24 protein-coding genes are annotated in these 25,003 nt (G+C 71.5%); 10 read left to right on the top strand and 14 right to left on the bottom strand.

Features of this window, described 5'->3' with window-relative positions; genetic code table 11:
• Window positions 1-5: 5 nt before the first annotated feature.
• A complete protein-coding gene (locus tag ACH4KB_RS16630) occupies window positions 6-1,598 on the top strand; it encodes a protein kinase (protein ID WP_398066671.1) in 1,593 nt (530 codons plus the stop codon).
• Between the two features lie 77 nt (window positions 1,599-1,675).
• Here the strand turns inward: ACH4KB_RS16630 and ACH4KB_RS16625 are convergent, their stop codons facing one another.
• From ACH4KB_RS16625 to ACH4KB_RS16615, 3 genes are all read right to left on the bottom strand, one after another.
• Window positions 1,676-2,716: a phosphotransferase gene (locus ACH4KB_RS16625; protein WP_398066888.1), complete on the bottom strand. Its 1,041-nt coding sequence runs from the start codon at window positions 2,714-2,716 to the stop codon at window positions 1,676-1,678.
• A gap of 150 nt (window positions 2,717-2,866) precedes the next feature.
• Window positions 2,867-3,358, bottom strand: a complete 492-nt coding sequence (locus ACH4KB_RS16620; protein WP_398066670.1) for a pyridoxamine 5'-phosphate oxidase family protein — start codon at window positions 3,356-3,358, stop codon at window positions 2,867-2,869.
• An 89-nt stretch (window positions 3,359-3,447) separates the two neighbouring features.
• Complete coding sequence (locus ACH4KB_RS16615; protein WP_398066669.1) at window positions 3,448-4,107, bottom strand: response regulator; 660 nt, start codon at window positions 4,105-4,107, stop codon at window positions 3,448-3,450.
• A gap of 347 nt (window positions 4,108-4,454) precedes the next feature.
• Here ACH4KB_RS16615 and pdhA point away from each other — a divergent pair, with 347 nt between their 5' ends.
• Genes pdhA through ACH4KB_RS16600 form a run of 3 tightly spaced genes read left to right on the top strand, consistent with a single transcriptional unit; the run spans window position 4,455 to window position 8,112 of the window.
• On the top strand, window positions 4,455-5,615 hold the full coding sequence (gene pdhA, locus ACH4KB_RS16610) for a pyruvate dehydrogenase (acetyl-transferring) E1 component subunit alpha (RefSeq protein ID WP_398066668.1): 1,161 nt from the start codon (window positions 4,455-4,457) through the stop codon (window positions 5,613-5,615).
• A gap of 2 nt (window positions 5,616-5,617) precedes the next feature.
• On the top strand, window positions 5,618-6,598 hold the full coding sequence (locus tag ACH4KB_RS16605; protein WP_398066667.1) for an alpha-ketoacid dehydrogenase subunit beta: 981 nt from the start codon (window positions 5,618-5,620) through the stop codon (window positions 6,596-6,598).
• A gap of 11 nt (window positions 6,599-6,609) precedes the next feature.
• Complete coding sequence (locus ACH4KB_RS16600; protein ID WP_398066666.1) at window positions 6,610-8,112, top strand: dihydrolipoamide acetyltransferase family protein; 1,503 nt, start codon at window positions 6,610-6,612, stop codon at window positions 8,110-8,112.
• 59 nt (window positions 8,113-8,171) lie between these two features.
• Here ACH4KB_RS16600 and ACH4KB_RS16595 read toward each other — a convergent pair whose 3' ends face one another.
• The gene (locus ACH4KB_RS16595) at window positions 8,172-8,600 is read right to left on the bottom strand and encodes an ATP-binding protein (protein ID WP_398066665.1); all 429 of its coding nucleotides are present in this window, start codon (window positions 8,598-8,600) and stop codon (window positions 8,172-8,174) included.
• A gap of 244 nt (window positions 8,601-8,844) precedes the next feature.
• Here ACH4KB_RS16595 and ACH4KB_RS16590 point away from each other — a divergent pair, with 244 nt between their 5' ends.
• A complete protein-coding gene (locus ACH4KB_RS16590) occupies window positions 8,845-9,723 on the top strand; it encodes a helix-turn-helix domain-containing protein (RefSeq protein WP_398066664.1) in 879 nt (292 codons plus the stop codon).
• Between the two features lie 2 nt (window positions 9,724-9,725).
• On the top strand, window positions 9,726-9,911 hold the full coding sequence (locus ACH4KB_RS16585; protein WP_398066663.1) for a DUF397 domain-containing protein: 186 nt from the start codon (window positions 9,726-9,728) through the stop codon (window positions 9,909-9,911).
• Window positions 9,912-9,986: 75 nt separating this feature from the next.
• Here ACH4KB_RS16585 and ACH4KB_RS16580 read toward each other — a convergent pair whose 3' ends face one another.
• The 3 genes from ACH4KB_RS16580 to ACH4KB_RS16570 form a co-directional block, all read right to left on the bottom strand.
• On the bottom strand, window positions 9,987-10,886 hold the full coding sequence (locus ACH4KB_RS16580; RefSeq protein WP_398066662.1) for a D-alanyl-D-alanine carboxypeptidase family protein: 900 nt from the start codon (window positions 10,884-10,886) through the stop codon (window positions 9,987-9,989).
• A gap of 84 nt (window positions 10,887-10,970) precedes the next feature.
• Entirely contained in the window at window positions 10,971-11,645 is a 675-nt protein-coding gene (locus ACH4KB_RS16575; RefSeq protein ID WP_398066887.1) for a cation diffusion facilitator family transporter, read from the bottom strand.
• A complete protein-coding gene (locus tag ACH4KB_RS16570) occupies window positions 11,645-11,980 on the bottom strand; it encodes an ArsR/SmtB family transcription factor (RefSeq protein ID WP_398066661.1) in 336 nt (111 codons plus the stop codon). The genes ACH4KB_RS16575 and ACH4KB_RS16570 overlap by 1 nt, the downstream gene beginning before the upstream one ends.
• Before the next feature lie 257 nt (window positions 11,981-12,237).
• Here ACH4KB_RS16570 and ACH4KB_RS16565 point away from each other — a divergent pair, with 257 nt between their 5' ends.
• The gene (locus ACH4KB_RS16565; RefSeq protein WP_398066660.1) at window positions 12,238-12,921 is read left to right on the top strand and encodes a GntR family transcriptional regulator; all 684 of its coding nucleotides are present in this window, start codon (window positions 12,238-12,240) and stop codon (window positions 12,919-12,921) included.
• Window positions 12,918-14,225 carry a nitrate/nitrite transporter gene (locus ACH4KB_RS16560; protein WP_398066659.1) on the top strand — a complete coding sequence of 436 codons (1,308 nt, stop codon included), beginning with the start codon at window positions 12,918-12,920 and terminating at the stop codon, window positions 14,223-14,225. The genes ACH4KB_RS16565 and ACH4KB_RS16560 overlap by 4 nt, the downstream gene beginning before the upstream one ends.
• A 136-nt stretch (window positions 14,226-14,361) precedes the next feature.
• Here ACH4KB_RS16560 and ACH4KB_RS16555 read toward each other — a convergent pair whose 3' ends face one another.
• The gene (locus ACH4KB_RS16555; protein ID WP_398066658.1) at window positions 14,362-15,186 is read right to left on the bottom strand and encodes a maleylpyruvate isomerase family mycothiol-dependent enzyme; all 825 of its coding nucleotides are present in this window, start codon (window positions 15,184-15,186) and stop codon (window positions 14,362-14,364) included.
• 222 nt (window positions 15,187-15,408) lie between these two features.
• Here ACH4KB_RS16555 and ACH4KB_RS16550 point away from each other — a divergent pair, with 222 nt between their 5' ends.
• Window positions 15,409-16,200 carry a carbon-nitrogen family hydrolase gene (locus tag ACH4KB_RS16550; protein ID WP_398066657.1) on the top strand — a complete coding sequence of 264 codons (792 nt, stop codon included), beginning with the start codon at window positions 15,409-15,411 and terminating at the stop codon, window positions 16,198-16,200.
• A gap of 121 nt (window positions 16,201-16,321) precedes the next feature.
• Here the strand turns inward: ACH4KB_RS16550 and ACH4KB_RS16545 are convergent, their stop codons facing one another.
• A complete protein-coding gene (locus ACH4KB_RS16545) occupies window positions 16,322-16,813 on the bottom strand; it encodes an LURP-one-related/scramblase family protein (RefSeq protein WP_398066656.1) in 492 nt (163 codons plus the stop codon).
• Between the two features lie 64 nt (window positions 16,814-16,877).
• Between ACH4KB_RS16545 and ACH4KB_RS16540 the strand changes: the two genes are divergently transcribed.
• Complete coding sequence (locus ACH4KB_RS16540) at window positions 16,878-18,695, top strand: thioredoxin-like domain-containing protein (protein WP_398066655.1); 1,818 nt, start codon at window positions 16,878-16,880, stop codon at window positions 18,693-18,695.
• A gap of 62 nt (window positions 18,696-18,757) precedes the next feature.
• Here the strand turns inward: ACH4KB_RS16540 and ACH4KB_RS16535 are convergent, their stop codons facing one another.
• The 5 genes from ACH4KB_RS16535 to ACH4KB_RS16515 form a co-directional block, all read right to left on the bottom strand.
• Window positions 18,758-19,495, bottom strand: a complete 738-nt coding sequence (locus tag ACH4KB_RS16535; RefSeq protein ID WP_398066654.1) for a DUF4232 domain-containing protein — start codon at window positions 19,493-19,495, stop codon at window positions 18,758-18,760.
• 176 nt (window positions 19,496-19,671) lie between these two features.
• On the bottom strand, window positions 19,672-22,449 hold the full coding sequence (locus ACH4KB_RS16530) for an AfsR/SARP family transcriptional regulator (RefSeq protein ID WP_398066653.1): 2,778 nt from the start codon (window positions 22,447-22,449) through the stop codon (window positions 19,672-19,674).
• A 183-nt stretch (window positions 22,450-22,632) separates the two neighbouring features.
• The gene (locus ACH4KB_RS16525) at window positions 22,633-22,854 is read right to left on the bottom strand and encodes a DUF6458 family protein (RefSeq protein WP_398066652.1); all 222 of its coding nucleotides are present in this window, start codon (window positions 22,852-22,854) and stop codon (window positions 22,633-22,635) included.
• A gap of 103 nt (window positions 22,855-22,957) precedes the next feature.
• Entirely contained in the window at window positions 22,958-24,256 is a 1,299-nt protein-coding gene (locus ACH4KB_RS16520) for a M18 family aminopeptidase (protein WP_398066651.1), read from the bottom strand.
• Between the two features lie 60 nt (window positions 24,257-24,316).
• On the bottom strand, window positions 24,317-24,943 hold the full coding sequence (locus ACH4KB_RS16515) for a Uma2 family endonuclease (protein WP_398066650.1): 627 nt from the start codon (window positions 24,941-24,943) through the stop codon (window positions 24,317-24,319).
• Window positions 24,944-25,003: the final 60 nt, after the last annotated feature.

Raw genomic sequence — 25,003 nt, 5'->3', positions numbered from 1 at the left:
GACTGATGGCACCCGATTCCGAAGCAAACGGCGGCGGAGTTTCGGATGGCTCCGACGCCTGGGGTGTCGGCGGCGTGGTCGGTGACGGACGTTACCGGATGACCTACCGGCTCGGCCGGGGCGGCATGGCAGAGGTCTACGCGGCGGAGGACGTCCGGCTCGGACGTACGGTCGCGGTGAAGCTGCTCCGTTCCGACCTGGCCGAGGACCCGGTCTCCAAGGCGCGCTTCACCCGCGAGGCACAGTCCGTCGCGGGCCTCAACCACCACGCGATCGTCGCCGTCTACGACTCCGGCGAGGACGTCGTGGGCGGCCAGACCGTCCCCTACATCGTGATGGAGCTGGTCGAGGGCCGCACCATCCGCGACCTGCTCCTGACCGCGGAGGCCCCGCCTCCCGAGCAGGCGCTGATCATCGTCTCGGGGGTGCTCGAAGCCCTCGCGTACTCGCACCAGCACGGCATCGTGCACCGCGACATCAAGCCCGCCAACGTGATCATCACGGACTCCGGCGCGGTCAAGGTGATGGACTTCGGCATCGCCCGCGCGCTGCACGGCGCGCAGTCGACGATGACCCAGACCGGCATGGTCATGGGCACCCCGCAGTACCTCTCCCCCGAGCAGGCGCTCGGCAAGGCCGTCGACCACCGGTCCGACCTGTACGCCACCGGCTGCCTGCTCTACGAACTGCTGGCACTGCGGCCCCCGTTCACCGGCGAGACCCCCCTCTCCGTGGTCTACCAGCACGTCCAGGACATCCCGGTGCCGCCGTCCGAGGTCTCGGACGTGGTGCCGCCGGAGCTGGACGGGATGGCGATGCGCGCGCTGGCGAAGGACCCGGACGACCGGTTCCAGAGCGCCGAGGAGATGCGCGGGCTCGTCCAGTACAGCCTCCAGATGCTCCAGGTGCAGGGCGGCCACACGGGCACGTGGAACACCGGCCCGGTCGCGCTGAACGAAGGGGGCCAGACCCCGCCGCACGGGATGTCCGGCTCCACCCGCGCGATGGGCCACCCGATGCACGGGGACACCTCGCAGGGCCCGATCCTGCCGCCGTACAACCCGGACGACGGGGGTTACGACGGCGGCGGCCGGCGCTCCGGCGGGCGCGGCAAGATGTGGCTCTTCGTCCTGCTCGCGCTGATCGCGATCGGCGCGGGGGTCGCCTTCGCCGTCAACGCCGCGAACGACAGCGGCGGGAAGAAGGACCCGGTCACCCCGTCCCCCTCGGTCAGTCAGTCCGAGAAGGAGAAGCCCTCGGAGTCGCCGTCCGAGGAGGAGGAGAGCGACGAGCCGGAGGACCCGGGCACCTCCACCGGCGGCCGGACGCAGCCCAACCCGCCGCCGTGGACCGCGGACCCGACCCCGAGCGAGCCCTCGTTCACCCCCTCCCCGGACCCGACCGGCACGGACCCCGGCACGTCGGACGGCAACACCAACGAGGGCAACAGCGGTGAGCCCACCGGCGACCCCGTCGAACCGACCGCCGATCCCGGCACGCCGGGCGGAAGCGGTGACGACGACGGCGGGGCCGGCGACGACGACGGCGGTACGGGCACGACGCCCGGCGGCACGCCCGTAGGAGCCACCACGCCGTAACGCACCACCGCACCACCCTGTGAGCCCGGCGTGCGCCCTCGTGGCGCGCGCCGGGCTCACGCGGTGCTGCAACCGCTTCACTCCGTGAAGGCCGCGCACACCGCCTCGTACTCCCGCGTCCACCACACCGCCAGGGCCGACACCGCGGGGAACTGCGGGTCGGCCCTGCGGTCGTCGAGGCGGTAGCGCCAGCGGAGTATCCAGAAGTCGTTGAGCCGCTCCCACCACACCCGGTGCACGGCCGCCGCCAGCTCGGCGGCGCCCGCCCCGGCGGCCCGCCGGTACGCGCGGGCGTACGCCCGCACCTTCGCGAGGTCCAGCTCCCCGGCCGGGCGGACGAAGAAGATCGCCGCCGCCCGTACCGCTTCCTCGGCGCGCGGCTGTACGGCCAGCCGGTCCCAGTCCACGATCGCGACCGGGTCGGAGCCCCGGTAGAGCAGGTTCAGCGGATGGAAGTCCCCGTGCACCCAGCCGGTGGCGGGCCCCTCCGGAGTGGGCGGCCGGCGGTGGGAGTGCTGTTCGAGCAGGGCGCGGCGCTCCACGAGCCGGTGCACGGCGAGTTCGTCGAAGGCGTCACGGGGGGCGCCCTGCCCGCCCTGCCCGCCCTGCCCGCGCGCGGCGGCCAGCAGGTCGTCGATCAGCGCGAAGGTGTCGGCGGCGTCCGGGCTGCGGTGGACCGGCAGGGCGGGCGGGCTCGCCGGATGCGGGCCGTCGCGCGGGGCCATCACCTGTTCCAGGCCGGTGTGCACGGCGCCGAGGAGCGCTCCGAGCCGGCGCGACTGGGCGAGGGTGAGCTGGGCGCCGACCCGGTGGAGGCCGTCGACCCAGGGGTGCAGGGCGTAACACCGTTCGCCGATCACGGTGACGGTGTCGCCCCGGGTGTCCGTCAGGGGCGGGACGACGGGAACGCCGAGCGATTTCAGGCGCTGGGTGGCGCGGTGCTGGCGCACGATCGCGGCGCGTTCGCCGCTGGGGTCGTCCAGGTGCTTCTTGTCGAGATGGTGCTTGAGGAAGTAGGACCCGCTCGTCGTGGAGACGCGGTACCCGTGGTTCAGCAGGCCCTTGGTGATCGGCTCGCAGGCGAGCGGCTCGCCCACGTTCGGGTAACGGCGCAGCACCTCGCCGACCGGGGGAACAGGTGGACGAGTGACATATGAGCGCGGCACTTACCAGATGTTAGATCACTCTGCGTGGCCGCTCGGCGGAGTTGCGGTCACACCCGGGGGTGCGCTAGAGGGGCTGCCACAGGCCCGCCGGGGCTCGACGCCTCAGAACGTCAGCGTGTGTTCCGTGACGAAGTGCGGATCGACCCGGAGATAGGCCGGCGCGAAGGGCTCCCCGTTGACGGAGACGGGCGCGGCCCCGAACAGCCGCTCCTGCTCGGGGCAGGGGTGCACGATCTCGGCGGGGCCGGTGAACTGCACCGACCACAGGTCGCCGCCGACGCCGCAGGCCGTGTCGTTGTAGTTGTCCGCGCCGTACGCGACGACGCTCCCGTCGCACGCCTCATGGTGGCCGAAGCCGCTGTGCATCCGGAGCAGGATGCGGCCGTCGCACACGATGTGCCGGGCCACCGTCAGGAACGGCAGGGCCCGCATGCTGGTCGCGAGGCGGCCGTACGAAACGCGGCGGAGCAGTTCGATGGGCTCCGCTCTCCGGATCGGCTCGGCCCGCTCGATCGTGCCGGTCGCCGGAGACCCGAGCGTGCCGGCCGGGGCCTGCCGGACCGTCCCGGTCGCGGGGAGTTCGTCGAAGGACATGGATTCCACTGTCCCCCGGCCGTAGGGACCGCGTAAGAGTCGCCTGCCCCGGGTGGCCCGGGACCAAAGTCCCTGCGGAGGGAGGCGACTCAGCGGCGCTCGGCCTGGAGCCGCGCGACATACGCGGCGGCCTGCGAGCGGCGTTCCATGCCCAGCTTCGACAGCAGGCTGGAGACGTAGTTCTTGATGGTCTTCTCGGCGAGGTGCAGCCGCTCCCCGATGACCCGGTTGGTCAGGCCCTCGCCGATCAGGTCCAGGATCTTGCGCTCCTGTTCGGTGAGGCCGGCGAGCTTGTCGTCGCCCTTGCCGCTGCCGCCGTCGCGCAACCGCTCCAGCACCCGGGCGGTGGCCACCGGGTCCAGCAGGGATTTTCCGGCCGCCACGTCCCGTACGGCATTCAGCAGTTCACTGCCGCGGATCGCCTTCAGCACATATCCCGACGCGCCCGCCATGATCGCGTCGAAAAGCGCCTCGTCATCCGCGTACGAGGTGAGCATCAGGCATTTGATGTTCTCGTCCTGAGAACGGACTTCCCGGCACACCTCCACACCGCTGCCGTCCGGCAGCCGCACGTCGAGCACCGCCACATCGGGACGCGTCGCCGGGATCCGCACCAGGGCGTCCGCGGCCGTACCGGCCTCGCCGACCACCTCGATGTCCGCCTCGACGGAGAGCAGCTCATGGACGCCGCGCCGGACGACCTCGTGATCATCGAGCAGAAATACCGTGATTTTTCCATCTTCGCGCACGATCGCAGTCTCACACACTCCCCTCTCCTCCGCTCTTCCCTGGCGCTGATCCGCGGGATAACGTGCCGTTGTTCCGGCGGCCCGCAAGGCTGCTTCCAGTGCCCTGACCAGCAGAGCTTCGCGTTTTTTTCGATTTACTTGGAAATCCAAGCAAAATCGCAGGTCAGATAGGGTTTCGCAGTTCTGCGACGCTGTGGGTAACGTGCCTATGACAGGGCACTCGCCGGGGCACCTGTCACGCCTGACTCCGGCCGACCGGCACCCACCCCGTGCACGGCTCCGGATCCAGGCGAGCCGCACTGGTCCCCGGCAGACCCCGGGGGCCGGACCGACGGAGGAGCACGCACGTGACCGTGGAGAGCACTGCCGCCGCGCGTAGACCGCGACGCGCCAGTAAGCGGACCAGCGCCGCCAAGAAGCCGCAGAGTTCCGAGCCCCAGCTCGTGCAGCTGCTGACGCCCGAGGGCGAGCGCGTCGAGCACCCGGACTACAGCATCGACCTGAGCGCCGACGAGCTGCGCGGCCTGTACCGGGACATGGTCCTCACCCGCCGCTTCGACGCCGAGGCGACCGCCCTCCAGCGCCAGGGCGAGCTGGGCCTGTGGGCCTCGCTGCTCGGCCAGGAGGCCGCCCAGATCGGCAGCGGCCGGGCCCTGCGCGACGACGACTACGTCTTCCCGACCTACCGGGAGCACGGGGTCGCCTGGTGTCGCGGCGTCGACCCGACCAACCTGCTCGGCATGTTCCGCGGTGTGAACCACGGCGGCTGGGACCCGAACAGCAACAACTTCCACCTGTACACGATCGTCATCGGCTCGCAGACGCTGCACGCCACCGGCTACGCCATGGGCGTCGCCAAGGACGGCGCGGACTCCGCCGTGATCGCGTACTTCGGTGACGGGGCCTCCAGCCAGGGCGACGTCGCCGAGTCGTTCACCTTCTCCGCGGTCTACAACGCCCCGGTCGTCTTCTTCTGCCAGAACAACCAGTGGGCCATCTCCGAGCCCACCGAGCGCCAGACCCGCGTGCCGCTCTACCAGCGCGCCCAGGGCTACGGCTTCCCCGGCGTACGGGTCGACGGCAACGACGTCCTCGCCTGCCTGGCCGTCACCCGCTCCGCGCTGGAGCGCGCGCGCCGGGGCGAGGGCCCGACCCTCGTCGAGGCCTTCACCTACCGCATGGGCGCCCACACCACCTCCGACGACCCGACGAAGTACCGGGCCGACGAGGAGCGGGCCGCCTGGGAGGCCAAGGACCCGATCCTGCGGCTGCGCGCCTACCTGGAGAAGGAGAAGCTCGCGGACGAGGCCTTCTTCACCGCCCTGGACGAGGAGAGCGAGACCCTCGGCAAGCGGGTACGGGAAGCGGTGCGCGCGATGCCCGACCCGGACCCGATGGCCCTGTTCGAGCACGGGTACGCCGACGGCAACTCCCTCGTGGACGAGGAGCGGGCCCAGTTCGCCGCCTACCAGGCATCGTTCGCCGATTCCGCCGAGGAGGGCAAGTAGCCATGGCCGTGAAAAAGATGTCCATCGCGAAAGCGCTCAACGAGTCGCTCCGCCTCGCCCTCGACACCGACCCCAAGGTCCTCATCATGGGTGAGGACGTCGGCAAGCTCGGCGGCGTCTTCCGCATCACCGACGGACTCCAGAAGGACTTCGGCGAGGACCGGGTGATCGACACCCCGCTCGCCGAGTCCGGCATCGTCGGCACGGCGATCGGCCTGGCCCTGCGCGGCTACCGCCCGATCGTCGAGATCCAGTTCGACGGCTTCGTCTTCCCCGCGTACGACCAGATCGTCACGCAGCTCGCCAAGATGCACGCCCGCGCGCTCGGCAAGATCAAGCTGCCGGTCGTCGTGCGCATCCCGTACGGCGGCGGCATCGGCGCGGTCGAGCACCACAGCGAGTCCCCCGAGGCGCTCTTCGCGCACGTGGCGGGGTTGAAGGTGGTCTCGCCGTCCAACGCGAGCGACGCCTACTGGATGATGCAGCAGGCCGTCCAGAGCGATGACCCGATCATCTTCTTCGAGCCCAAGCGGCGTTACTGGGACAAGGGCGAGGTCGACACCGAGTCCATCCCCGGCCCGCTGCACAAGGCCGTGACCGTCCGCGAGGGCAGCGACCTCACGCTCGTCGCCTACGGGCCGATGGTGAAGGTCTGCCTGGAAGCGGCCGCCGCCGCCCAGGAGGAGGGCAAGTCGATCGAGGTCCTGGACCTGCGCTCGATGTCCCCGATCGACTTCGACGCCATCCAGACGTCGGCGGAGAAGACCGGCCGGGTCGTGGTCGTCCACGAGGCGCCCGTCTTCTACGGCTCAGGCGCGGAGATCGCCGCCCGGATCACCGAGCGCTGCTTCTACCACCTCGAAGCGCCCGTGCTGCGGGTCGGCGGCTACCACGTCCCCTACCCGCCGGCCCGGCTGGAGGACGAGTATCTGCCCGGCCTGGACCGGGTGCTCGACGCCGTCGACCGCTCGCTGGCGTTCTGAGGAGAGGGTTCGTGACGACGATGACCGAAACGTCTGCTCGCTTCCGTGAGTTCAAGATGCCCGACGTGGGCGAAGGGCTGACCGAGGCCGAGATCCTCAAGTGGTTCGTCCAGCCCGGCGACACCGTCACCGACGGCCAGGTCGTGTGCGAGGTCGAGACCGCGAAGGCGGCCGTCGAGCTGCCGATCCCGTTCGACGGGGTGGTGCACGAGCTGCGCTTCCCCGAGGGCACGACCGTCGACGTCGGCCAGGTGATCATCGCGATCGACGTGGCCCCGGGCAGCGGCGACGCGCCTGCTCCGGCCCCGGCCGCCGCTCCGGCCCAGGAGCCGGTGGAGTCCGCCGATTCGGGCGACGGCGACGCGCCGAAGGGCCGCACGCCGGTCCTGGTGGGCTACGGCGTCGCCGAGTCCTCCACCAAGCGCCGCCCGCGCAAGGGGGCTTCGGCCGCTCCGGAGGCCGCCGCCGTCGCGGCGGCGGTGCAGGCCGAGCTGAACGGGCACGCGGCGCCGGCCGCTGCTGCCGCTCCGGCTGCCGCCCCCGTGGCCGGTGCTCCCGCTCCTCCTGCCGCCCCCGCTCCTGCGGTGCCGGCCCAGGGCGGCCGTCCGCTCGCCAAGCCGCCGGTACGCAAGCTCGCCAAGGACCTGGGCATCGACCTGGCGACGGTGGTGCCGACCGGCAAGGACGGCGTCATCACCCGCGAGGACGTCCACGCGGCGGCGGCGCCGGCCGAGGCTCCCGAGGCGGCCCCGGTTCCGCCGGCGTCCGCGCCGGTGACTGCCGAGGCTCCGGCAGCAGCCGTTCCCGCTTCCGCCCGGGAGACCCGTATCCCGGTCAAGGGCGTCCGCAAGGCCATCGCGCAGGCGATGGTGGGCAGCGCGTTCACCGCGCCGCACGTCACCGAGTTCGTCACGGTCGACGTGACGCGCACGATGAAGCTCGTGGCCGAGCTCAAGGAGGACAAGGACATGGCGGGGGTGCGGGTCAACCCGCTCCTCATCATCGCCAAGGCCCTCCTCGTCGCGATCAAGCGGAACCCCGAGGTCAACGCCGCCTGGGACGAGGCCAACCAGGAGATCGTTCAGAAGCACTACGTCAACCTGGGCATCGCGGCGGCCACCCCGCGCGGTCTGATCGTGCCGAACATCAAGGACGCGCACGACAAGACGCTGCCGCAGCTCGCGGCGGCCCTGGGCGAGCTGGTCAGCACGGCCCGGGACGGCAAGACGTCCCCGGCGGCGATGGCGGGCGGCACGGTGACCATCACCAACGTCGGCGTCTTCGGCGTCGACACCGGTACGCCGATCCTCAACCCGGGCGAGTCCGCGATCCTGGCGGTCGGTGCGATCAAGCTTCAGCCGTGGGTCCACAAGGGCAAGGTGAAGCCGCGTCAGGTCACCACGCTGGCCCTGTCGTTCGACCACCGCCTGGTCGACGGCGAGTTGGGCTCCAAGGTGCTGGCCGACGTGGCGGCGATCCTGGAGCAGCCGAAGCGCCTGATCACCTGGGCGTAGCTGCTTTTTCCGGTGGGCCCGTACGTTTCCGCGTACGGGCCCACCGGCATGTCCGGCCCTCACCGCACGGCGAGTTCGGCGAACACGGTCTTCCCCACCGTGCGCGGCTCGACGCCCCAGTCGTCGGCGAGCTGCGCGACGACCAGGAGCCCGCGCCCGTAGCAGTCGTCGGCGTCGGGCCGCCGGAGGCTGGGCAGCCGCTCCCCGCGCGGATCGCTGACGGCGATACGGAGTACGTGTGCGGTGAGGCTGAGGTGGACCCGGAAGAGGCGGCCCCGGATCGCCCCGTGCAGCAAGGCGTTGGTCGCCAACTCGCTGACCACGAGTGCCGTGTCCCCGGCGAGGGCGGGGTGCCCCCACTGGAGGACGAGCCGGGCGGCGCGGTGCCGGCTGAGGACGACGCTGTGCGCGGTGGGCGTGTAGTCGACGCGGTCCTCGCGGAGGAGGGGGGTGGGGGCGGGTACGGGGGTCTCCTGAGCTGCGGACATGGGCGCGTGCCTCCGGGGTGGGGTGGGCGGTGGCGATGTCGCTGCTGCGGTGGGCCGAGCCGGGAGTTCTTCGGTTCCGGCGCAGGGCAGTGCGGTGCACTTCCGCCGAGTTGGCTCCGCTGGGCTAGCGGCGGAGTACTGAAAGTATTGACCCTCCAGGTGCGATGCAAGTGAAACGGAGACAATTGTCCCCAACGGGTGACAGTGGTCGACGGCTCGACCCGGTAGGCGGGACACTGGAGCCGTGAATCCAGCGACACCGCAAGGAAACCGGTCGTCAACTGTCCTGGGGCGCAGGCTCGGTAGCGAGCTGCTGCGCCTGCGGGACGCGTCCGGGAAGACACAGCAGCAGGCCGCTCAGGTCATCAGCGCGACCAACTCGAAGATCGTGAAGATGGAACGGGGCTGGGTTCCCATGAGGGATCCGGACATCCGGACCCTATGTGAGTTCTACGGTCTGGAGGACGCGAAGTCCGTCGGGCGGCTGTTGGAAGTCGCCCGGATGGACCGTGAGCGCCGCAAGGCGAAGGGCTGGTGGAACCAGTACCCCGAGCTGCGTTCGCTGGTCGAGTACGTTGCGCTCGAAGACATCGCGACAGGTGTCCGGACCTGGCAGGGGGCTTTCGTTCCCGGGCTGCTCCAGACCCCGGACTACGCCAGGGCGCTTGCAGTCGGGAACGCGGACTGGGACGACCCCGACGAGATCGAGCGCTTCGTCGAAGCGAAGATCGCGCGGCAGGCGCGTCTCACGGAGAGCACTCCTCTGGCGTTGTGGGCGATTGTCGCCGAGGCGGCCCTACGTCAACTGGTCGGTGGCCGTGAGGTGATGCGCGCTCAACTGGCACACCTGGCGGACGCGGCTGCCGAGCCAAATGTCACGGTGCAGGTTGTCCCCTTCCTTGCGGGCTCGCACCCGGGCATGACCAGCGCTTTCAGCATTGTCTCGTTCGCTGAACCTGGTGCGATGGACGTGGTCTACATGGACACGACGTCGTCTACGCTGTGGCTGGAGAGCGAGACGGATGCCGCCCGCCACAACGTCACATTCGGTCGCATTGCCAGAAGCGGACTCGCTCCCCGCGATTCCATCGCTCTCATAGGGCGTATTCGCAAGGAGTTGTAGTTGTGCCCCACTTCGAGTTCGTCCGGTCCAGCTACAGCAGCGGCAACGGCGAGTGCGTCGAAGTGGCCCGCAACCTCCCCCGTACCGTCGCCGTCCGCGACTCCAAGCGCCTCGGTGGCCCCGTCCTCACCCTCGCGCCCGCCGCCTGGGACGCCTTCACCGCCGACCTGCGCCGCCGGCAGCCGTAAGCCTCGGCAACGCGAAGGGGCCCGGCCCGCACACACCGTGCGGGCCGGGCCCCTTCGCCGTACAACGCGTGCGGGCTACTTCTTGAAGCCGTAGTCCATCAGCTTCTTCGCGTCGGCGGTGCGGTTCGCCTCGGAGGACGACGTCAGCACCGTGCCGATGACCGTCTTGCCCTTGCGGGTCGCGGCGAAGACCAGGCAGTACTTGGCGGTCGGGCCGGAGCCGGTCTTGACGCCGACGGCACCGCTGTAGCTGCTGAGCATCTTGTTGGTGTTGCTCCACGACATGTAGCGGTAGCCACCGCTCTTCGTCGTCACCTTCTGCTTCGTCGACTTGGTCTTGACGATCGAGCGGAACGTGGAGTTCTTCATCGCCTTGCTGGCGATCTTCGTCAGGTCACGGGGGGTCGAGTAGTTGTTGCCGCCCCCTATGCCGTCGAACGAGTCGAAGCGGGTGTTCTTCAGCTTGAGGCTCTTGGCCGTGGCGTTCATCTTGCCGATGAACGACTTCACGCGGGCCGCACGGGTCTTGCCGGAGCCGAACTTGTCGGCCAGGGCGTACGCGGCGTCGCAGCCGGAGGGGAGCATCAGGCCGTAGAGGAGCTGGCCCACGGTGGGCTTGTCGCCGACGATGAGCCGGGCGGACGAGGCGTTCTTCTTGACGATGTAGTCGCTGTACGCCTTCTGGACCGTGACCTTGGATTTCAGGTTCACGTTCTTCTGCGACAGGACCACCAGCGCCGTCATGATCTTGGTGGTGGAGCCCGTGGCCCGACGGGTGTCCGCGGACTTGGTGAAGAGGGTCTTGCCGGTGCCGTTGTTCATCACGAAGCCGCCCTTGGCGACGATCTTCGGAGTCGGCGGCGTGGCGGCGTGCGCCGTGGAGGCGAAGGCGCTGCCCGCGAGCACCGCACCGGCGGTGAGCGTCACGGTGGCCGTGACGGTGACGCGATTGATGCGCTTGATGCCGATATTCAACTGAACGCTCCAAATGCCCCTGATATGCGGCCACATAAGGGTGCCGCTCGGAGGTGAGACTCCTGAGGCGGGGCAATGGATGTGTTACTGATCGGGTGAATTTGCGCAGGCTTGACCATGAGCCGTCGGGGCGCAGCAGCCCCTGCCCCGCCAGGCTTCGCGCCCTTCCTTGACGGCGAGGCCGGCGATAAGGAGTGCGGCGACCGGATCGGCCCAGGTCCAGCCAAGTGTCGCGTTGAGGAGCAGTCCGACCAGCAGCACGGCGGAGAGATACGTGCACAGCAGGGTCTGCTTCGAGTCCGCGACGGCCGAGGCGGATCCGATCTCGCGTCCCGCCCGCCGCTGCGCGGCCGACAGGAACGGCATGACCGCCAGCGAGAGCGCGGCGATGACGACGCCGAGAGGGGAGGGTTCCGCCTCGCCGGTCCCGGTCAGCGCCCGGACCGCGTCGACGGCGACGTAAGCGGCGAGCGCGAAGAACGACACCGAGATGATCCGCAGGGTGGTCCTCTCCCTGCTCTCGCGGACCGCGTGCTCCCGGGCGGAGAACTGCCAGGCGACGGCGGCTGCGGAGGACACCTCGATGACGGAGTCCAGGCCGAAGCCGATCAAGGCGCTGGAGGAGGCCATCGTTCCGGCGGTGAGGGCGACCGCCGCCTCGATGACGTTGTAGGCGATGGTGAACGCGACCAGCAGCCGTATGCGACGGGCGAGCGCGTCCCGGCGGGCCGGGGACGGGCCGAGGGAGACCATGGTCATCAGCAGCAGCCCTCCGTCTCCGCGTCCGCGCACGTGCGGTCGGTCTCGACTGCCACCACCGCGGAACGCAGGTCGTCCAGGGCGCTGCCGAGGCGTTCGTCGGCCAGTTCGTAGCGCGTCCGGCGGCCGTCCGGCACGGTGACGACGAGGCCGCAGTCCCGCAGGCAGGCCAGATGGTTGGAGAGCCGGGTACGCGAGATGCCCAGGGCGTCGGCGAGGTCGGAGGGGTACGCCGGCGCCTCGCGGAGCGCGAGCAGCAGGCGGCAGCGGATCGGGTCGGCGAGCGCGCGGCCGAACCGCGCGAGGACCTCGATGTCGGAAGCGACGGTCAGCATGACGTGACAGTACAGGGATCTCTGAATTCAGGGAAGCGTGAACTGTTGTTGTCGGGTGGTGGAGTGCCTGCGGCGCCAGCGGAAGCGCCGCGCCGTGGAAGCTCTTGAACGCGGTGAGACGTACCTCTTCGATGGCGTGACCTGTCACCCGCTTCACCCGCTCGACGTAACGCAAGGGGGTCGGTGCGGGCAGCTGGACGCCGTCCAGAATCCGGACGGTGGCCGACATGCGTGCATGTTGTATCTATGCTGTGCGCATGCCTGCCGCACCCTCCGCCCCCGTACAGCCGCCGACCACCTCCCTCAAGCGCCCGCCCGCCGCCGAGCGCGTCTACACCCACATCAAGGAAGCCGTCCTGGACCGCCGCTACGAAGGCGGGACGCTGCTCACCGAAGGGGACCTCGCGGACGCGGTCGGCGTCTCCCGGACGCCCGTGCGCGAGGCGTTGCTGCGGCTGGAGGTCGAAGGGCTGATCAAGCTCTACCCGAAGAAGGGCGCCCTCGTGCTCGCCGTCTCCGCGCAGGAGATCAAGGACGTGGTGGAGACCCGGCTGCTGGTCGAGGAGTTCGCCGCGCGCAAGGCGGTGCCCGCGTCTCCGCAGTTGATCGCCCGGCTGGAGCAGCTCCTGGAGGAGCAGCGGCAGTTGGCGGAGGACGGGGACCTGGCCGCTGTGGCGGTCAAGGACCGCTGTTTCCACGCCGAGATCGTGAAGAACGCCGGCAACGAGATCCTCTCGCGCCTCTACGACCAGCTGCGCGACCGTCAGCTGCGGATGGGCGTCGCGGTGATGGAGGCCCACCCGGGCAGGATCGAGGCCAACATCACCGAGCACGGTGAGCTGCTGGCGGCGATCCGCGCCGGGGACGCCGACGGGGCGGCTCTGGTCGTGCGCCGTCACGTCGGCCGGGTGCGCGTGCTGGTGCGGGGTGAGGACCGGTGAGTTCGGCCGCCCCCACGCTCTCCCTGCCCGGTGATCCGCCCGGCGGCCGGCGGGCCGCCTGGGTCTGGGGCATCGGGGTCGCCGTCTACTTCGTCGCGATCATCTTCCGTACCAGCCTGGGCGTCGCCGGACTCGACGCCGCAGCCCGGTTCGACGTCAACGCCTCGGCGCTGTCCACGTTCTCGATCCTTCAGCTCCTCGTCTACGCGGGCATGCAGATACCCGTGGGCCTGATGGTCGACCGGCTCGGCACGAAGAAGGTCCTCACCATCGGGGCCGTTCTCTTCACCGTCGGGCAGATCGGCTTCGCGCTCTCCCCGTCGTACGGCATGGCGCTGGCGGCCCGCGCGCTGCTCGGCTGCGGCGACGCGATGACGTTCATCAGCGTGCTGCGGCTCGGCAGCCGCTGGTTCCCGGCCCGGCGCGGGCCGCTGATCGGCCAGGTCGCGGCGCTGTTCGGGATGGCGGGCAACCTCGTCTCGACGCTGTTCATCGCGCGGGCGCTGCACAGCTACGGCTGGACCGCGACGTTCGTGGGCAGCTCGCTGGCCGGGGTCGTGGTGCTGGTGCCGCTCCTGCTGTTCCTCAAGGACCACCCCGAGGGCCACGAGCCGCCGCCCGCCGAGCACGCCGGGGCCGCGTACGTCCGCCGGCAGATCGCCGCCGCCTGGCGGGAGCCGGGGACCCGGCTCGGGATGTGGGTGCACTTCACCACCCAGTTCCCGGCGATGGTGTTCCTGCTGCTGTGGGGGATGCCGTTCCTGGTCGAGGCGCAGGGGCTGAGCCGGGCCACGGCGGGCACGCTGCTCACCCTGGTGGTGCTGTCCAACATGGTGGTGGGGCTCGTCTACGGGCAGATCATCGCCCGCCACCACGAGGCACGGGTCCCGATCGCGCTGGGCACGGTGGCCACGACGGCCCTGCTCTGGGCGTCAGCGATCTTCTACCCGGCCGACCACACGCCGATGTGGCTGCTGGTCGTCCTGTGCGTGGTGCTCGGCGCCTGCGGACCGGCCTCGATGGTCGGCTTCGACTTCGCCCGGCCGGCCAATCCGCCCGAGCGGCAGGGCACCGCCTCCGGAATCGTCAACATGGGCGGGTTCATCGCCTCGATGACCACCCTGTTCGCGGTCGGGGTCCTGCTGGACGCCACGGGCGACAACTACCGCGCCGCGTTCGCCTCGGTCTTCGTCCTGGAGGCGCTCGGCGTCACCCAGATCCTGCGGCTGCGCCGCCGGGCGGCGCTCAGGGAACGCGAGCACCACGTGGTGAGCCGCGTCGAGGCCGTGCACGTACCGGCTTAGCCGTCTCCTTCGCGCTCGGCAGCGCGCCCGTCGCCCATGGTCCGGGACGGGCGCCGCCGGGGCGCGGGGACGGTTCTACGGGGTCATGGAGCGCTGGGTCACGGGGTCACGGTCACGGGGTCACGGGGTCACGGGGTCACGGGGTCACGGCGAAGTTGTCCAGGATCGCGGTGGCCAGCTCCTGGTCGCCCTCGACCTTGATCCGGTCGGCGACGGCCGTGTGGCGGACGCGGCCGCAGGCGAGCCGGACGTACGTCTCCCAGTCCAGCGACAGCGTCACCGCCGGGCCCAGCGAGGGCGCGCCGTCCACGGAACCGCGGCCCTCCGCGTCGACCCGTACCGTCCGCAGGAACTCCACCGGCCCGTGCACGTCGAAGACGACCGCCGAGTTCGCGGGCGCGCCGGCCTTCTTGGCGACCACCTTCGGCAGCCCGGCGAGCAGCATGTCCCGGGTGATCAGGGCGCCGGGGGAGTCCAGGTTGCCGGGCTGCCCGAGCGTGGCGCGCAGGTCCTGCTCGTGCACCCAGACGTCGAAGGCCCGCAGATTCAGCGCTGTTTCGAGGGTCTGGTCGGCGCCCAGCGGCGCGCGGACCTTGGTCTCGGGGCTGCGCGACTCGTTGCGGATCTGACGGGCCCGGCGGATGAGGACGTACTCCAGCTCGGCGGTGATCTCCGGGGAGGTGTGGTGCCGCCGGACGTCGACCTGCATCTCCATGTAGCGGGCGAAGTCGCTCTGTACGTGGTAGAGGTCGCGCGGCAGGGTGTGGATCGGCCGGGGATCGCCGAGCATCTCGCACTCCATGCCGATGACGTGCGACACGATGTCGCGCACCGACCATCCCGGGCAGGGCGTTCGGCGGTTCCACTCGCCCTCGGGGAGGGGCTTCACCAGCTCGGCTATCGCCTCGATGGAGTGGGTCGCGGCGTCGGTGTAGGGCTGGAGGCTGGGATGGACGGTCACGGGACCCCTCGTGCGGTTCTGCGGTGCATGGGCTGGAGAGAGCAGGGAGTGCTGGCGGGTGGGCTGGCACTGACGGCGCTGTCGGCGAGCTGCGTGGGAGGTTCGACCGCCGGACCCACCGGCGGTGGGTCCAAGTTACGCTGCGAGCAGGCACCCCGGCAGTGCTTTGGTGTGACGATCGTAGGCCCGTGTTGACGGCTCGAATGCCAGGACGGTGGTAGTGTGCGCGCCTCGCTCATCCAGATCGCAGTGGACCCGGACGAATCCGTCGATGCCCGCAGGGCGCGAGCGGCCTCCTTGGTCGTCGCCCAGCGGGGCGCTGAACTGGTGGTTCTCCCTGAACTATGGCCGGTCGGGGCGTTCGCCTACACCGCCTTCGAGGCGGAGGCCGAGCCTCTGGAGGGCCCCACGCACGAGGTGATGGCTAAGGCCGCCGCCGAGGCCGGGACCTGGCTGCACGCCGGCTCCTTCGTCGAACGGGCGGACGACGGCACCCTTTACAACACCAGTCTGGTCTTCTCGCCCCAGGGCGAGCGCACGGCCGTCTACCGCAAGATCCACCGCTTCGGATTCGACAAGGGCGAGGCGGTGATGATGGGCGCGGGCGAGGAGTTGGTGACCGTCGCCCTGCCCGACACCACCCTGGGCCTCGCCACCTGTTACGACCTGCGCTTCCCCGAGCAGTTCCGGGGGCTCGTCGACGCGGGCGCCGAGACGCTGGTCGTCGCGGCGGGCTGGCCCGAGCGCCGACGCTCCCATTGGACGCTCCTCGCGCAGGCCCGGGCCGTGGAGAACCAGGCGTACGTGCTCGCCGTCGGGACGGCGGGCACCCACGGCGACATCCAGCAGGCCGGGCACAGCATCGTCGTCGACCCGTGGGGGGAGGTGCTGGCCCAGGCGGGCGCGGACGAGGAGGTCCTGACCGTCGAGCTGGACCCGGCGAAGGTGCACGAGACCCGGGAGCAGTTCCCGGCGCTGAAGGACCGCCGCCTGGGGCTCGCGCCGCCGCTCTGAGGGCTGCCCGGTGCGGGTGCTCGACGCGGGCGGCCGGGGCGCCCTGTGGCTCCACGTTTCACGTGAAACAACGAACTCCCGCGTGCGGGCGGGCGCGCGGCCTTCGCGAGCAGCCGGGCGCTCAGTCCTCGTTCTCCTTGTCCGCCAGCACGATCACGCACATCGCCACCGCGATGAGCAGCGCGGTGTCGGCGTCGTCCCGGACGACGTCGATGCCGTACGTGTCCCGGAGGGTCAGCCAGCGGCGCGAGATCTGGGCCAGCAGCTCGCCGTCGTACTCGATGGCGAACTCGCGGTCCAGGATCCTGCCGCTGACGTCCAGCTCCGTGCCGTCCACCAGCGTCACCCGGTAGTGGTTGCGGAGCAGCGACAGCCGCTTGCGCTTGACCTTGGCCAGCTCCTCGCCGCCCCGCTCGATGAGCATCGTGTCGCGCAGGCTGATCAGCTTCTGCCGCAGTTCGACCAGGACCCGGCCGTCGGCGTCCTTCAGCTCGAAGGTGTCGCGCAGCCGCATCGCCTTGCCGTCGACCAGGAAGACCTTGCGGCCCCCGTCGTCCTCGATCCAGTAGTCGTCGCCGATGGCGAACAGCCGCTCACGTACGAGAAGTCTCATGGGTCACAGGTTCCCCCGGGGTCCTGCGGAATGCGTGCAGGCGGTCACGGTGTTGACTGGTGTCATGGCAACACGTGCACGCGTCCGCGCCCCCGAACTCATCGGCAAGGGCGGCTGGCTCAATACAGGCGACCGGCAGTACACTCTCGCTGACCTGCGGGGACGCATCGTCATCCTCGACTTCTGGACGTTCTGCTGTGTGAACTGTCTGCACGTCCTGGACGAGCTGCGCGAGCTGGAGGAGAAGCACCGCGACACCGTGGTGATCATCGGTGTCCACTCGCCGAAGTTCGTCCACGAGGCCGAGCACCAGGCCGTCGTCGACGCCGTCGAGCGCTACGAGGTCCACCACCCCGTCCTCGACGACCCCGAGCTGGCCACCTGGAAGCAGTACGCCGTACGCGCCTGGCCGACGCTCGTCGTGATCGACCCCGAGGGCTATGTCGTCGCCCAGCACGCGGGCGAGGGCCACGCGCACGCCATCGAGAAGCTCGTCGAGGAGTTGGAGGCCGAGCACGGGGCCAAGGGCACGCTCCGCCGCGGTGACGGCCCCTACGTGGCGCCCGAACCCGTCGCCACGCATCTGCGCTTCCCCGGCAAGGCGCTCCTCCTGCCGGACGGGGGCTTCCTGGTCTCCGACACCACCCGGCACCGCCTCGTCGAGCTCGACGCCGACGGCGAGACCGTGCGCCGCCACTTCGGCACGGGCGAACGCGGACTGAGCGACGGAGGCCCGGACGAGGCCCGGTTCAGCGAACCGCAGGGGCTCGCCGTGCTGCCCGACGGCCGGGTCGCCGTCGCGGACACCGTCAACCACGCCATCCGCGCCCTGGACCTCACGACCGGTGTGACCAGCACCCTCGCCGGGACCGGCCGCCAGTGGTGGCAGGGAACCCCGACCAGCGGGCCGGCGCGCGAGGTGGACCTCTCCTCGCCGTGGGACATCGCCTGGTTCGGCGACCGGCTGTGGATCGCCATGGCGGGCGTCCACCAGCTGTGGACGTACGACCCGGAGAGCGCGACCGTACGCGTCGCCGCCGGGACCACCAACGAGGGCCTGGTCGACGGGCCGGCCGCCGAGGCCTGGTTCGCCCAGCCGTCCGGACTCGCCGTCTCCGCCGACGGCGAGCGGCTCTGGGTCGCCGACTCGGAGACCTCCGCGCTGCGCTGGGTCGACCGCGACCAGCACGTCCGCACCGCCGTCGGCACCGGCCTCTTCGACTTCGGCCACCGCGACGGGGCCGCCGACCAGGCCCTCCTTCAGCATCCGCTCGGCTTGACCGCCCTGCCCGACGGGTCCGTCGCGATCAGCGACACGTACAACCACGCCCTGCGCCGGTACGACCCGGCCTCCGGCGAGGTCACCACCCTGGCCACCGACGTCCGCGAACCCAGCGACGCGGTGCTGGTCGACGGCGATCTGGTCGTCGTCGAGTCGGCCCGCCACCGGCTGACCCGGCTCCGGCTGCCGGAGGAGGCGGTCAGGGTCGCTGACCAGGCGCACCGCACCCAGCGGGCCGCGACCGAGATCGCCCCGGGCACCCTCCGCCTCGACGTCGTCTTCCAGGCGCCCGCGGGCCAGAAGCTGGACACCCGCTACGGCCCCTCGACCCGGCTGCTGGTCTCCGCGACCCCGCCCGAGCTGCTGGCGGAGGGCTCCGGCCCGGGGACGGACCTCGGGCGCGACCTGGTCCTCGCGGACGGGGTCACCGAGGGCGTGCTGCACGTCTCCGCGATGGCGGCGTCCTGCGACGACGACCCGGCCAACGAGTACCCGGCCTGCCATGTGCACCAACAGGACTGGGGCGTCCCCGTCCGCGTGACCGCGGGGGGAACGCCCCGGCTGCCGCTGGTGCTGGCGGGCATGGACGAGCAGGGCTGAGGGGGGCCGACAGGCAGCCCGCCCGGCAGTCTGCCGGAGCGGGCGGCCTGCCCGGGACCCGCCTAGAAGTCGTCGGCGCCGTTGCGCAGCTCGGTGGTCCAGTAGCCCGTGGCCCACTTCTGCGGGTTGACGGAGAGGCCCTCGGCGGCGGGGGACCGCACGACCGCCATACCACCGCCGTTGGCCTTCAGCGTGACCGTGAACTCCTTCACCGTCTCGGTGCTCTCCTTCCGGCCGCCCTCGGACATGCGCACCGCGACATAGGCGGACTGGCCGGGCTCCAGGATCACTGGTGCCTCCGGCTTGCTCTTGGCGACGGGCGGGACGATGCCCCGCGCGTTGTCCAGGAAGTGGATGTGCGGGTACTCCTTCATCTCGCAGCCGGCGCCGGAGGTGTTCTTCGCGCTCAGCGTGAGGTGGGTGTACGGCGGGCCGTCCTGGCGCTCGGCGGTGATCGTCAGACCCTTCGCCGTGCAGAGGGGGGCGGAGGCCTTGGAGGCCGTGCCGCCGGTGGTTCCGGAGCCGTCGGAGCTCTGGGTGGTGCCCGCGGCCTGCGCGGTACCGGTGCCGCCGCCGACGGAGTCCGTGGTGCCGGACTCCGCCGCGTCGTCGGTGGTCTTCCCGGACTCGGCGGCCTTCCCGGACTCGGCGGCCGACGCGGCGACGGTCGCGGAGTCGCTCGCCGCCGAGCCCTCCGACCGGGTGCCGGTGCCGTCGTCACCGCAGGCGGTGAGCGTGAGAGCGAGAGCGGCCGCGGTCGCGGCGGCCAGGACGGTGGTGCGGTCGCGGAAGGTGCGCATGGAGATTCCCCCGAGGTGACGGTGGAGCGGGCGCCCGGTCAAGACGCTCGCCCGTGAGCGGCTTACGGGAACGACTCTGCCCGCCGCCGCTCACGTATCGCTGCTGTCCCGCTGACGTCCTGCTGACGTCGGGCCCCAGGGCCGGGGCTCACTCGGCCCCATGGCCGGGGCTCCGCTCAGCCTTCCTCCGCGAGCCGTCGCAGCGCCTCGTCGTGCCGCCGCCGGAACTCCGCCCGCGCGGACACCCGCAGCAGCGCCTCCAGGGCCCGTACGGCCCCCTCGTCGTAGCCGGCCCGCTCCGCCTCCTGTGCGGCCCGGTCCAGCAGCCGTACGCCGTCCTCCTCGTCGCCCAGCGCGAGTCGGGCCTCGCCGCAGACGGCCAGCAGCAGGGAGCGGCGCGCCGCCTCCTCGTGCTCGGGCCCCAGATCGAGCGCGGCCCGGGCACAGGCGAGGGCCTCCTCGGGGCGGTGCGCGGTGAGGTGCATCCGGGCGAGGTGCTGGAGTGTGAGCATCTCCGTGTGCCGGTCGCCCTCCCGGCGGGCCAGTTCGACGGCGCGCGCGCAGTTCTCCAGCGCGGTGGGGAGTTCGCCCAGTTCGGCCTGGACGACCGCCAGGTTGATCAGCGCGGTCGCCTCGCCCAGCGGGTCGTCGGCCTCCCGGGCGAGCGCGGGCGAGCGCTCCAGCAGCGCGGCGGCCTCGGCGGTGCGGCCCTCCTCCGTCAGCACCCAGCCCAGCAGGGTGAGCACCCTGGACTCCGCGTACGCGTCCTTCTCCGCGCGTGCCGACTCCAGGGCCAGTTCCAGCAGCGGGGACCAGCTGTCCCGCGCCCGCCACACCATCTGCGGCCACTGGAGCAGAATGATGCGCCAGGCCCGGTCGTCGAGCCCCGCCTCCCGGGCCGCGAGGGCGGTCAGCGCCAGGTCCTCGCGCTCGGTCGCCAGCCAGCGCATCGCCTCCGCACGGTCGGCGAAGTCCTGTACGGCGCTGGGCCGACGGTAGTCCTCCGGGAGCACGAAACAGGGTTCGCCGCCGGGCTCCGCCGTGTCGGCTGCGGCCAGGGCGGTGGCGATGCAGTGGTCGAGCACCCCGGTCAGGGCCTCGCGCGCGGACGCCGGGTCCAGGCTCCGGGCGTAGAGGCGCACCAGGTCGTGCAGGACCCAGCGCCCGGGGGCGGTCTCGGTGACGAGGTGGGCGGCGGCCAATTGCTCCAGCGCCGCCCGCGCGGTGACCGGGTCCGTCCCCGCGAGCGCGGCCGCCGCGTAGGGGTCGTAATGGCCGCCCGGGTGGTGGCCGAGCCGCGCGAGCTGGTGGACGGCGCCGGGCGGCAACTGCTGGACCGTGAGCCGCAGCGCGGCGGCGACCCCGGTGTCGTCCACGTCGAGATACGCCAGCCGGCCGCGCTCGTCGGCCAGCTCCCCCGCGAGCGTGGCCAGCGTCCAGCCGGGCCGTCCCGCCAGCCGGGCCGCGGTGACGCGCAGGGCGAGGGGCAGTCCGCCGCACAGCTCGGAGAGCCGACGGGCCGCCACCGGCTCGGCGAGGACCCGCTCCTCCCCCAGCACGCCGGCGAGCAGCGCCGTGCCGTCGTCGGTCTCCAGGGTGTCGAGCGGGACCGGCCGGGCGGCGTCCGAGGCGATGAGCCCCTCCAGCCGGTGGCGGCTGGTGACCAGCGTGACGCAGTCGGCACCGCCCGGCAGCAGGGTCCTGACGGTGGCGGAGTCGCGCGCGTTGTCCAGGACCACCAGCAGCCTCTGCCGGGCGGTCAGCGACCGGAACAGTGCGGCGGCGGCCGGCACGGACTCCGGAACGCGGCGCGGGGAGACGCCGAGCGCGAGCAGGAACTCCCGCAGGACGTCGATGAGTGCCGGCTCCCCGGCCGCGCTGAACCCGCGCAGATCGGCGAAGAGCCGCCCGTCCGGGAAGAGCGCGGGGTTGCGGTGCGCCCACTGGAGGGCCAGCGCGGTCTTGCCGACCCCGGCAGGACCGGTGACCAGACAGACGGGCGCCTCGCCCGCCGCCGACCGGCTGAGCGCGGCCAGTTCGGCGGTGCGCCCGTGGAAGCCGCGGGGTGCGCGTGGCAGCAGATCGACAGGGTGCGGTTCGCCGACGGGCGAGCCCCCGCCGCCCGCCCGGCCCCCGTCACCGGGCGGCCCGGCGGCGGGTGCGGGACCGGCGGGACCGGCCGGCTCCGACGGAGCGGTGCCCGTGGGCGGCCCGGGGGCTCCACGGAGGATCAGGGCGTAGGCGTCGGCGAGTTCGTGCCCCGGGTCGATGCCCAGCTCGTCGGCGAGGAGCCGCCTCGTACGGTGGAAACGGTCCAGCGCCTCCGACTGACGCCCCGCCCGGAACAGCGCCAGCATCAACTCAGCGGCCAGCGACTCGCGCAGCGGATGCGCCGCCGTCTCCGCCGTCAACAGGGCGGCGGCCCGGTGGTGCTCCCCGAGCGCCCCGTACGCGCGGGACAGGTGCTCGACCGTCGCCAGCCGCGATTCCTCCAGGGAGTGCGCGGCCACCCGGAGCGGCGGACCGGCGAACGCCCCGCTGAGCGCGGGGCCCTGCCACAGGGACAGGGCCTCCTTGAGCATCAGCACGGCGTCGGCGGGCTCGCGCTGCTCCCGCGCCAGCATCAGCAGCTCCTCGAACCGCTGCGAGTCCAGCAGCGTCTCCGGTGCCCGCAGCACGTACGCGTCGCCGAGGGTGGCCAGCTCCACTCCGTACGCCTCCGCGTCCGCGCCCGCCAGCAGGGCGCGCAGCCGGGAGACGTGCCCCTGAATGACGCCACGGGCCTGGGACGGCGGCTCGTCGTCCCACAGGCATTCCGTCAACCGCCCGATGGAGACGGGCGTGTTGGTGGACAGCAGCAGAGCGGCCAGCAGGCTGCGCCGTTTGGCCGGTCCCAGCGGCAGAGGCCCGGTGAGCGTTTCGACGGAGACCGTGCCGAGCAGCCGGAACTCCACGGGCGGCTCCCCTTCCGGGCGTGACGCGCCCACGGCGGGGGCGCGGGATCGGACCCAGAATATCGGGAATTCCGCAGGTCCCGCGCAGAGACGACCGCCCCGCGACGGCTTTCGGCCGTCCTCGCGGGCCGGTCGCCGCGCGGGCCTCTCAGCGCCGGCGAGGACCGGTCGTCACGCGGGCCGTCAGTGGTAGCGGCGCTCGTCGTCCGATACGACGGTGGTGGTGGGCGGCACGACCATACGGCGGCGCCGCGCGATGCTCATGTACACGAAGACCCCCACGAGGCCGACGAGCATCATGATCCAGCCGACCAGGTCGACGTTGACGGTGTCCATCTGCCAGTCGGTGGCGAACGCCAGGATCGCGCCCCCGCCGATCAGCAGAATGCATCCTCCGAGTCCCATGAATCACGCCTCCTCGACCGCCCGGTGAGTCCGGGCCGGTGTACAGGTCGCGTACCCGGCCCGGCAACAACCATGTGTGCGAGGGCGTTTGGGCGGGGGCGGGTCAGCCCGCGAGGAACGAGGTGAGCGCGTTCGCCAGCAGATACGGGTCGTCGGCGCCGCACAGCTCACGCGCGCTGTGCATCGAGAGGATCGCCACGCCGATGTCCACGGTCTGGATGCCGTGCCGGGCCGCGGTGATCGGTCCGATCGTGGTGCCGCAGGGCATCGCGTTGTTGGACACGAAGCTCTGCCACGGCACGCCCGCCTTCTCGCAGGCCGCCGCGAACACCGCACGGCCGCTGCCGTCGGTGGCGTACCGCATGTTGACGTTGACCTTGAGGATCGGCCCGCCGTTGGCGACCGGGTGGTGCGTCGGGTCGTGCCGCTCCGCGTAGTTGGGGTGCACGGCGTGGCCGGTGTCGGAGGAGAGGCAGACCGTGCCGGCGAAGGCGCGGGCGCGGTCCTCGTACGTGCCGCCGCGCGCGAACACCGAGCGCTCCAGCACCGAGCCCAGCAGCGGCCCGTCGGCCCCGGTGTCCGACTGGGAGCCGTTCTCCTCGTGGTCGAAGGCGGCGAGCACCGGGATGTACGGGATGGCGGCGTCGTCCTGCCCGGCGACGGCGGCCAGGGCGGCGGTCGCCGCGTGCACCGAGAGGAGGTTGTCCATTCGGGGCCCGGCCACCAGCTCCCGGTCCCGGCCGAGGTAGGAGGGCGGCTCGATGGCGTGCGGCATCAGGTCCCAGCCGGTGACGTCCTCCGCGTCGACGCCCGCCTCCTCGGCGACGAACCGGATCAGGTCACCCTCCTCGACTTCCCCGAGCCCCCAGATCGGCTGCATGTGCTTCTGCCGGTCGAGCTTGAGCCCCTCGGTGTTGGCCGACCGGTCCAGGTGCACGGCCAGCTGTGGCACCCGCAGCAGCGCCCGGTCGATGTTGACCAGCCGGTGGGTGCCGTCCCGCAGGGAGATCCGCCCGGCCAGACCCAGGTCCCGGTCGAGCCAGGTGTTCAGCAGGGTGCCGCCGTAGACCTCGACGGCGATCTGGCGCCAGCCGTGCGCCCCGGTGTCGGGCAGCGGCTTCACCCGCAGGTTCGGGGAGTCGGTGTGCGCCCCGGCGATCCGGAACGGGGTGTGCGCCTCGGCGCCCTCCGGCACGTACCAGGCGACGATCGCCCCGCCGCGCAGCACGTACTTCCCGCCGGCCGACGCGTCCCACGCGGCGGTCTCCTCGACCTGCCGGAAGCCGGCCTCCTCCAGCCGCGAGGCGGCGTTCGCCACGGCGTGGTACGGGGACGGGCTGGCCGCCAGGAAGGACATCAGGTCATCGGTGTGGGCGCGGTCGAACCGGAGAGGGGAACTCATGTTCTTCACTGTAACGAGGACTCGGGGTCCGGTATCCGGTGACCGGGGAGATCGGTAGCCCTACAGCTCGTCGATGGAGGTCAGGTCGATGTCGATGTCGTACGGGGCGGAGAGCTTGAGCCGGTCGTGGTGGACGCCGGTGGAGACGTACGTCTTGTTGACCGGGTCGAGCTCGTAGGTGATGACCATGGGGCGGTCCATCTCGCCGGTCATCTCGACGAGCCAGAAGTGCTGGATGCCCGCCGCCGCGTACTTGTGCGGCTTGGTGTCCCGGTCGCGGTCCTCGGAGTCGGGCGAGACGACCTCGACGGCGAGGAGGACGTCTGCAGCCTCATAGCGGGTCTGGCGGCGGCCCTTGATCGCTTCCGCCTTGACTACGACGAGGTCGGGTTCCGGGGCGTTTCTCTTGCCCAGCACGATCGCCATCTCGCGACGTACGCGAAGGTCGTTCGGGACGTGCTGCCGCAGACCCTGCTCCAGCAGGTACATCGCCAGCGTATGAAAGTCGCGCTGCGGACTCACGAAAACCAGGCTCCCGTCGATCAGCTCTGTGTGCGGCGGGAGGTCGTCAAGCGTGAAGAAATCGTCCACGGTGTAGCCGTCCGGTGGCGGGACCGGCCACCCGGGGTTGGTGCGCCGCTGCTGCGACGCTTCGGACTGTGCCTCGGCGGTCATGGTTCCTCCCATGGAAGGGATCCTGGCCCGTGCACTCAGCGTACCCAGCTGATACGACAGCGCCGCCACCCG

The sequence above is a fragment of the Streptomyces sp. NPDC017520 genome (assembly GCF_044329855.1).
GTDB lineage: Bacteria > Actinomycetota > Actinomycetes > Streptomycetales > Streptomycetaceae > Streptomyces.
This window is presented reverse-complemented; position numbering and strand designations above follow the sequence as displayed.

What these genes read in the sequence shown, in the direction of transcription:
- ACH4KB_RS16595 (WP_398066665.1), bottom strand. Translation starts at nt 8,600, where the DNA reads ATGTCCGCAGCTCAGGAGACCCCCGTACCCGCCCCCACCCCCCTCCTC.
- ACH4KB_RS16535 (WP_398066654.1), bottom strand. Translation starts at nt 19,495, where the DNA reads ATGCGCACCTTCCGCGACCGCACCACCGTCCTGGCCGCCGCGACCGCG.
- ACH4KB_RS16605 (WP_398066667.1), top strand. Translation starts at nt 5,618, where the DNA reads ATGGCCGTGAAAAAGATGTCCATCGCGAAAGCGCTCAACGAGTCGCTC.
- ACH4KB_RS16620 (WP_398066670.1), bottom strand. Translation starts at nt 3,358, where the DNA reads ATGTCCTTCGACGAACTCCCCGCGACCGGGACGGTCCGGCAGGCCCCG.
- ACH4KB_RS16545 (WP_398066656.1), bottom strand. Translation starts at nt 16,813, where the DNA reads ATGAGACTTCTCGTACGTGAGCGGCTGTTCGCCATCGGCGACGACTAC.
- ACH4KB_RS16570 (WP_398066661.1), bottom strand. Translation starts at nt 11,980, where the DNA reads ATGCTGACCGTCGCTTCCGACATCGAGGTCCTCGCGCGGTTCGGCCGC.
- ACH4KB_RS16565 (WP_398066660.1), top strand. Translation starts at nt 12,238, where the DNA reads ATGCCTGCCGCACCCTCCGCCCCCGTACAGCCGCCGACCACCTCCCTC.
- ACH4KB_RS16515 (WP_398066650.1), bottom strand. Translation starts at nt 24,943, where the DNA reads ATGGGAGGAACCATGACCGCCGAGGCACAGTCCGAAGCGTCGCAGCAG.
- ACH4KB_RS16575 (WP_398066887.1), bottom strand. Translation starts at nt 11,645, where the DNA reads ATGACCATGGTCTCCCTCGGCCCGTCCCCGGCCCGCCGGGACGCGCTC.
- ACH4KB_RS16520 (WP_398066651.1), bottom strand. Translation starts at nt 24,256, where the DNA reads ATGAGTTCCCCTCTCCGGTTCGACCGCGCCCACACCGATGACCTGATG.
- ACH4KB_RS16525 (WP_398066652.1), bottom strand. Translation starts at nt 22,854, where the DNA reads ATGGGACTCGGAGGATGCATTCTGCTGATCGGCGGGGGCGCGATCCTG.
- ACH4KB_RS16540 (WP_398066655.1), top strand. Translation starts at nt 16,878, where the DNA reads ATGGCAACACGTGCACGCGTCCGCGCCCCCGAACTCATCGGCAAGGGC.
- ACH4KB_RS16630 (WP_398066671.1), top strand. Translation starts at nt 6, where the DNA reads ATGGCACCCGATTCCGAAGCAAACGGCGGCGGAGTTTCGGATGGCTCC.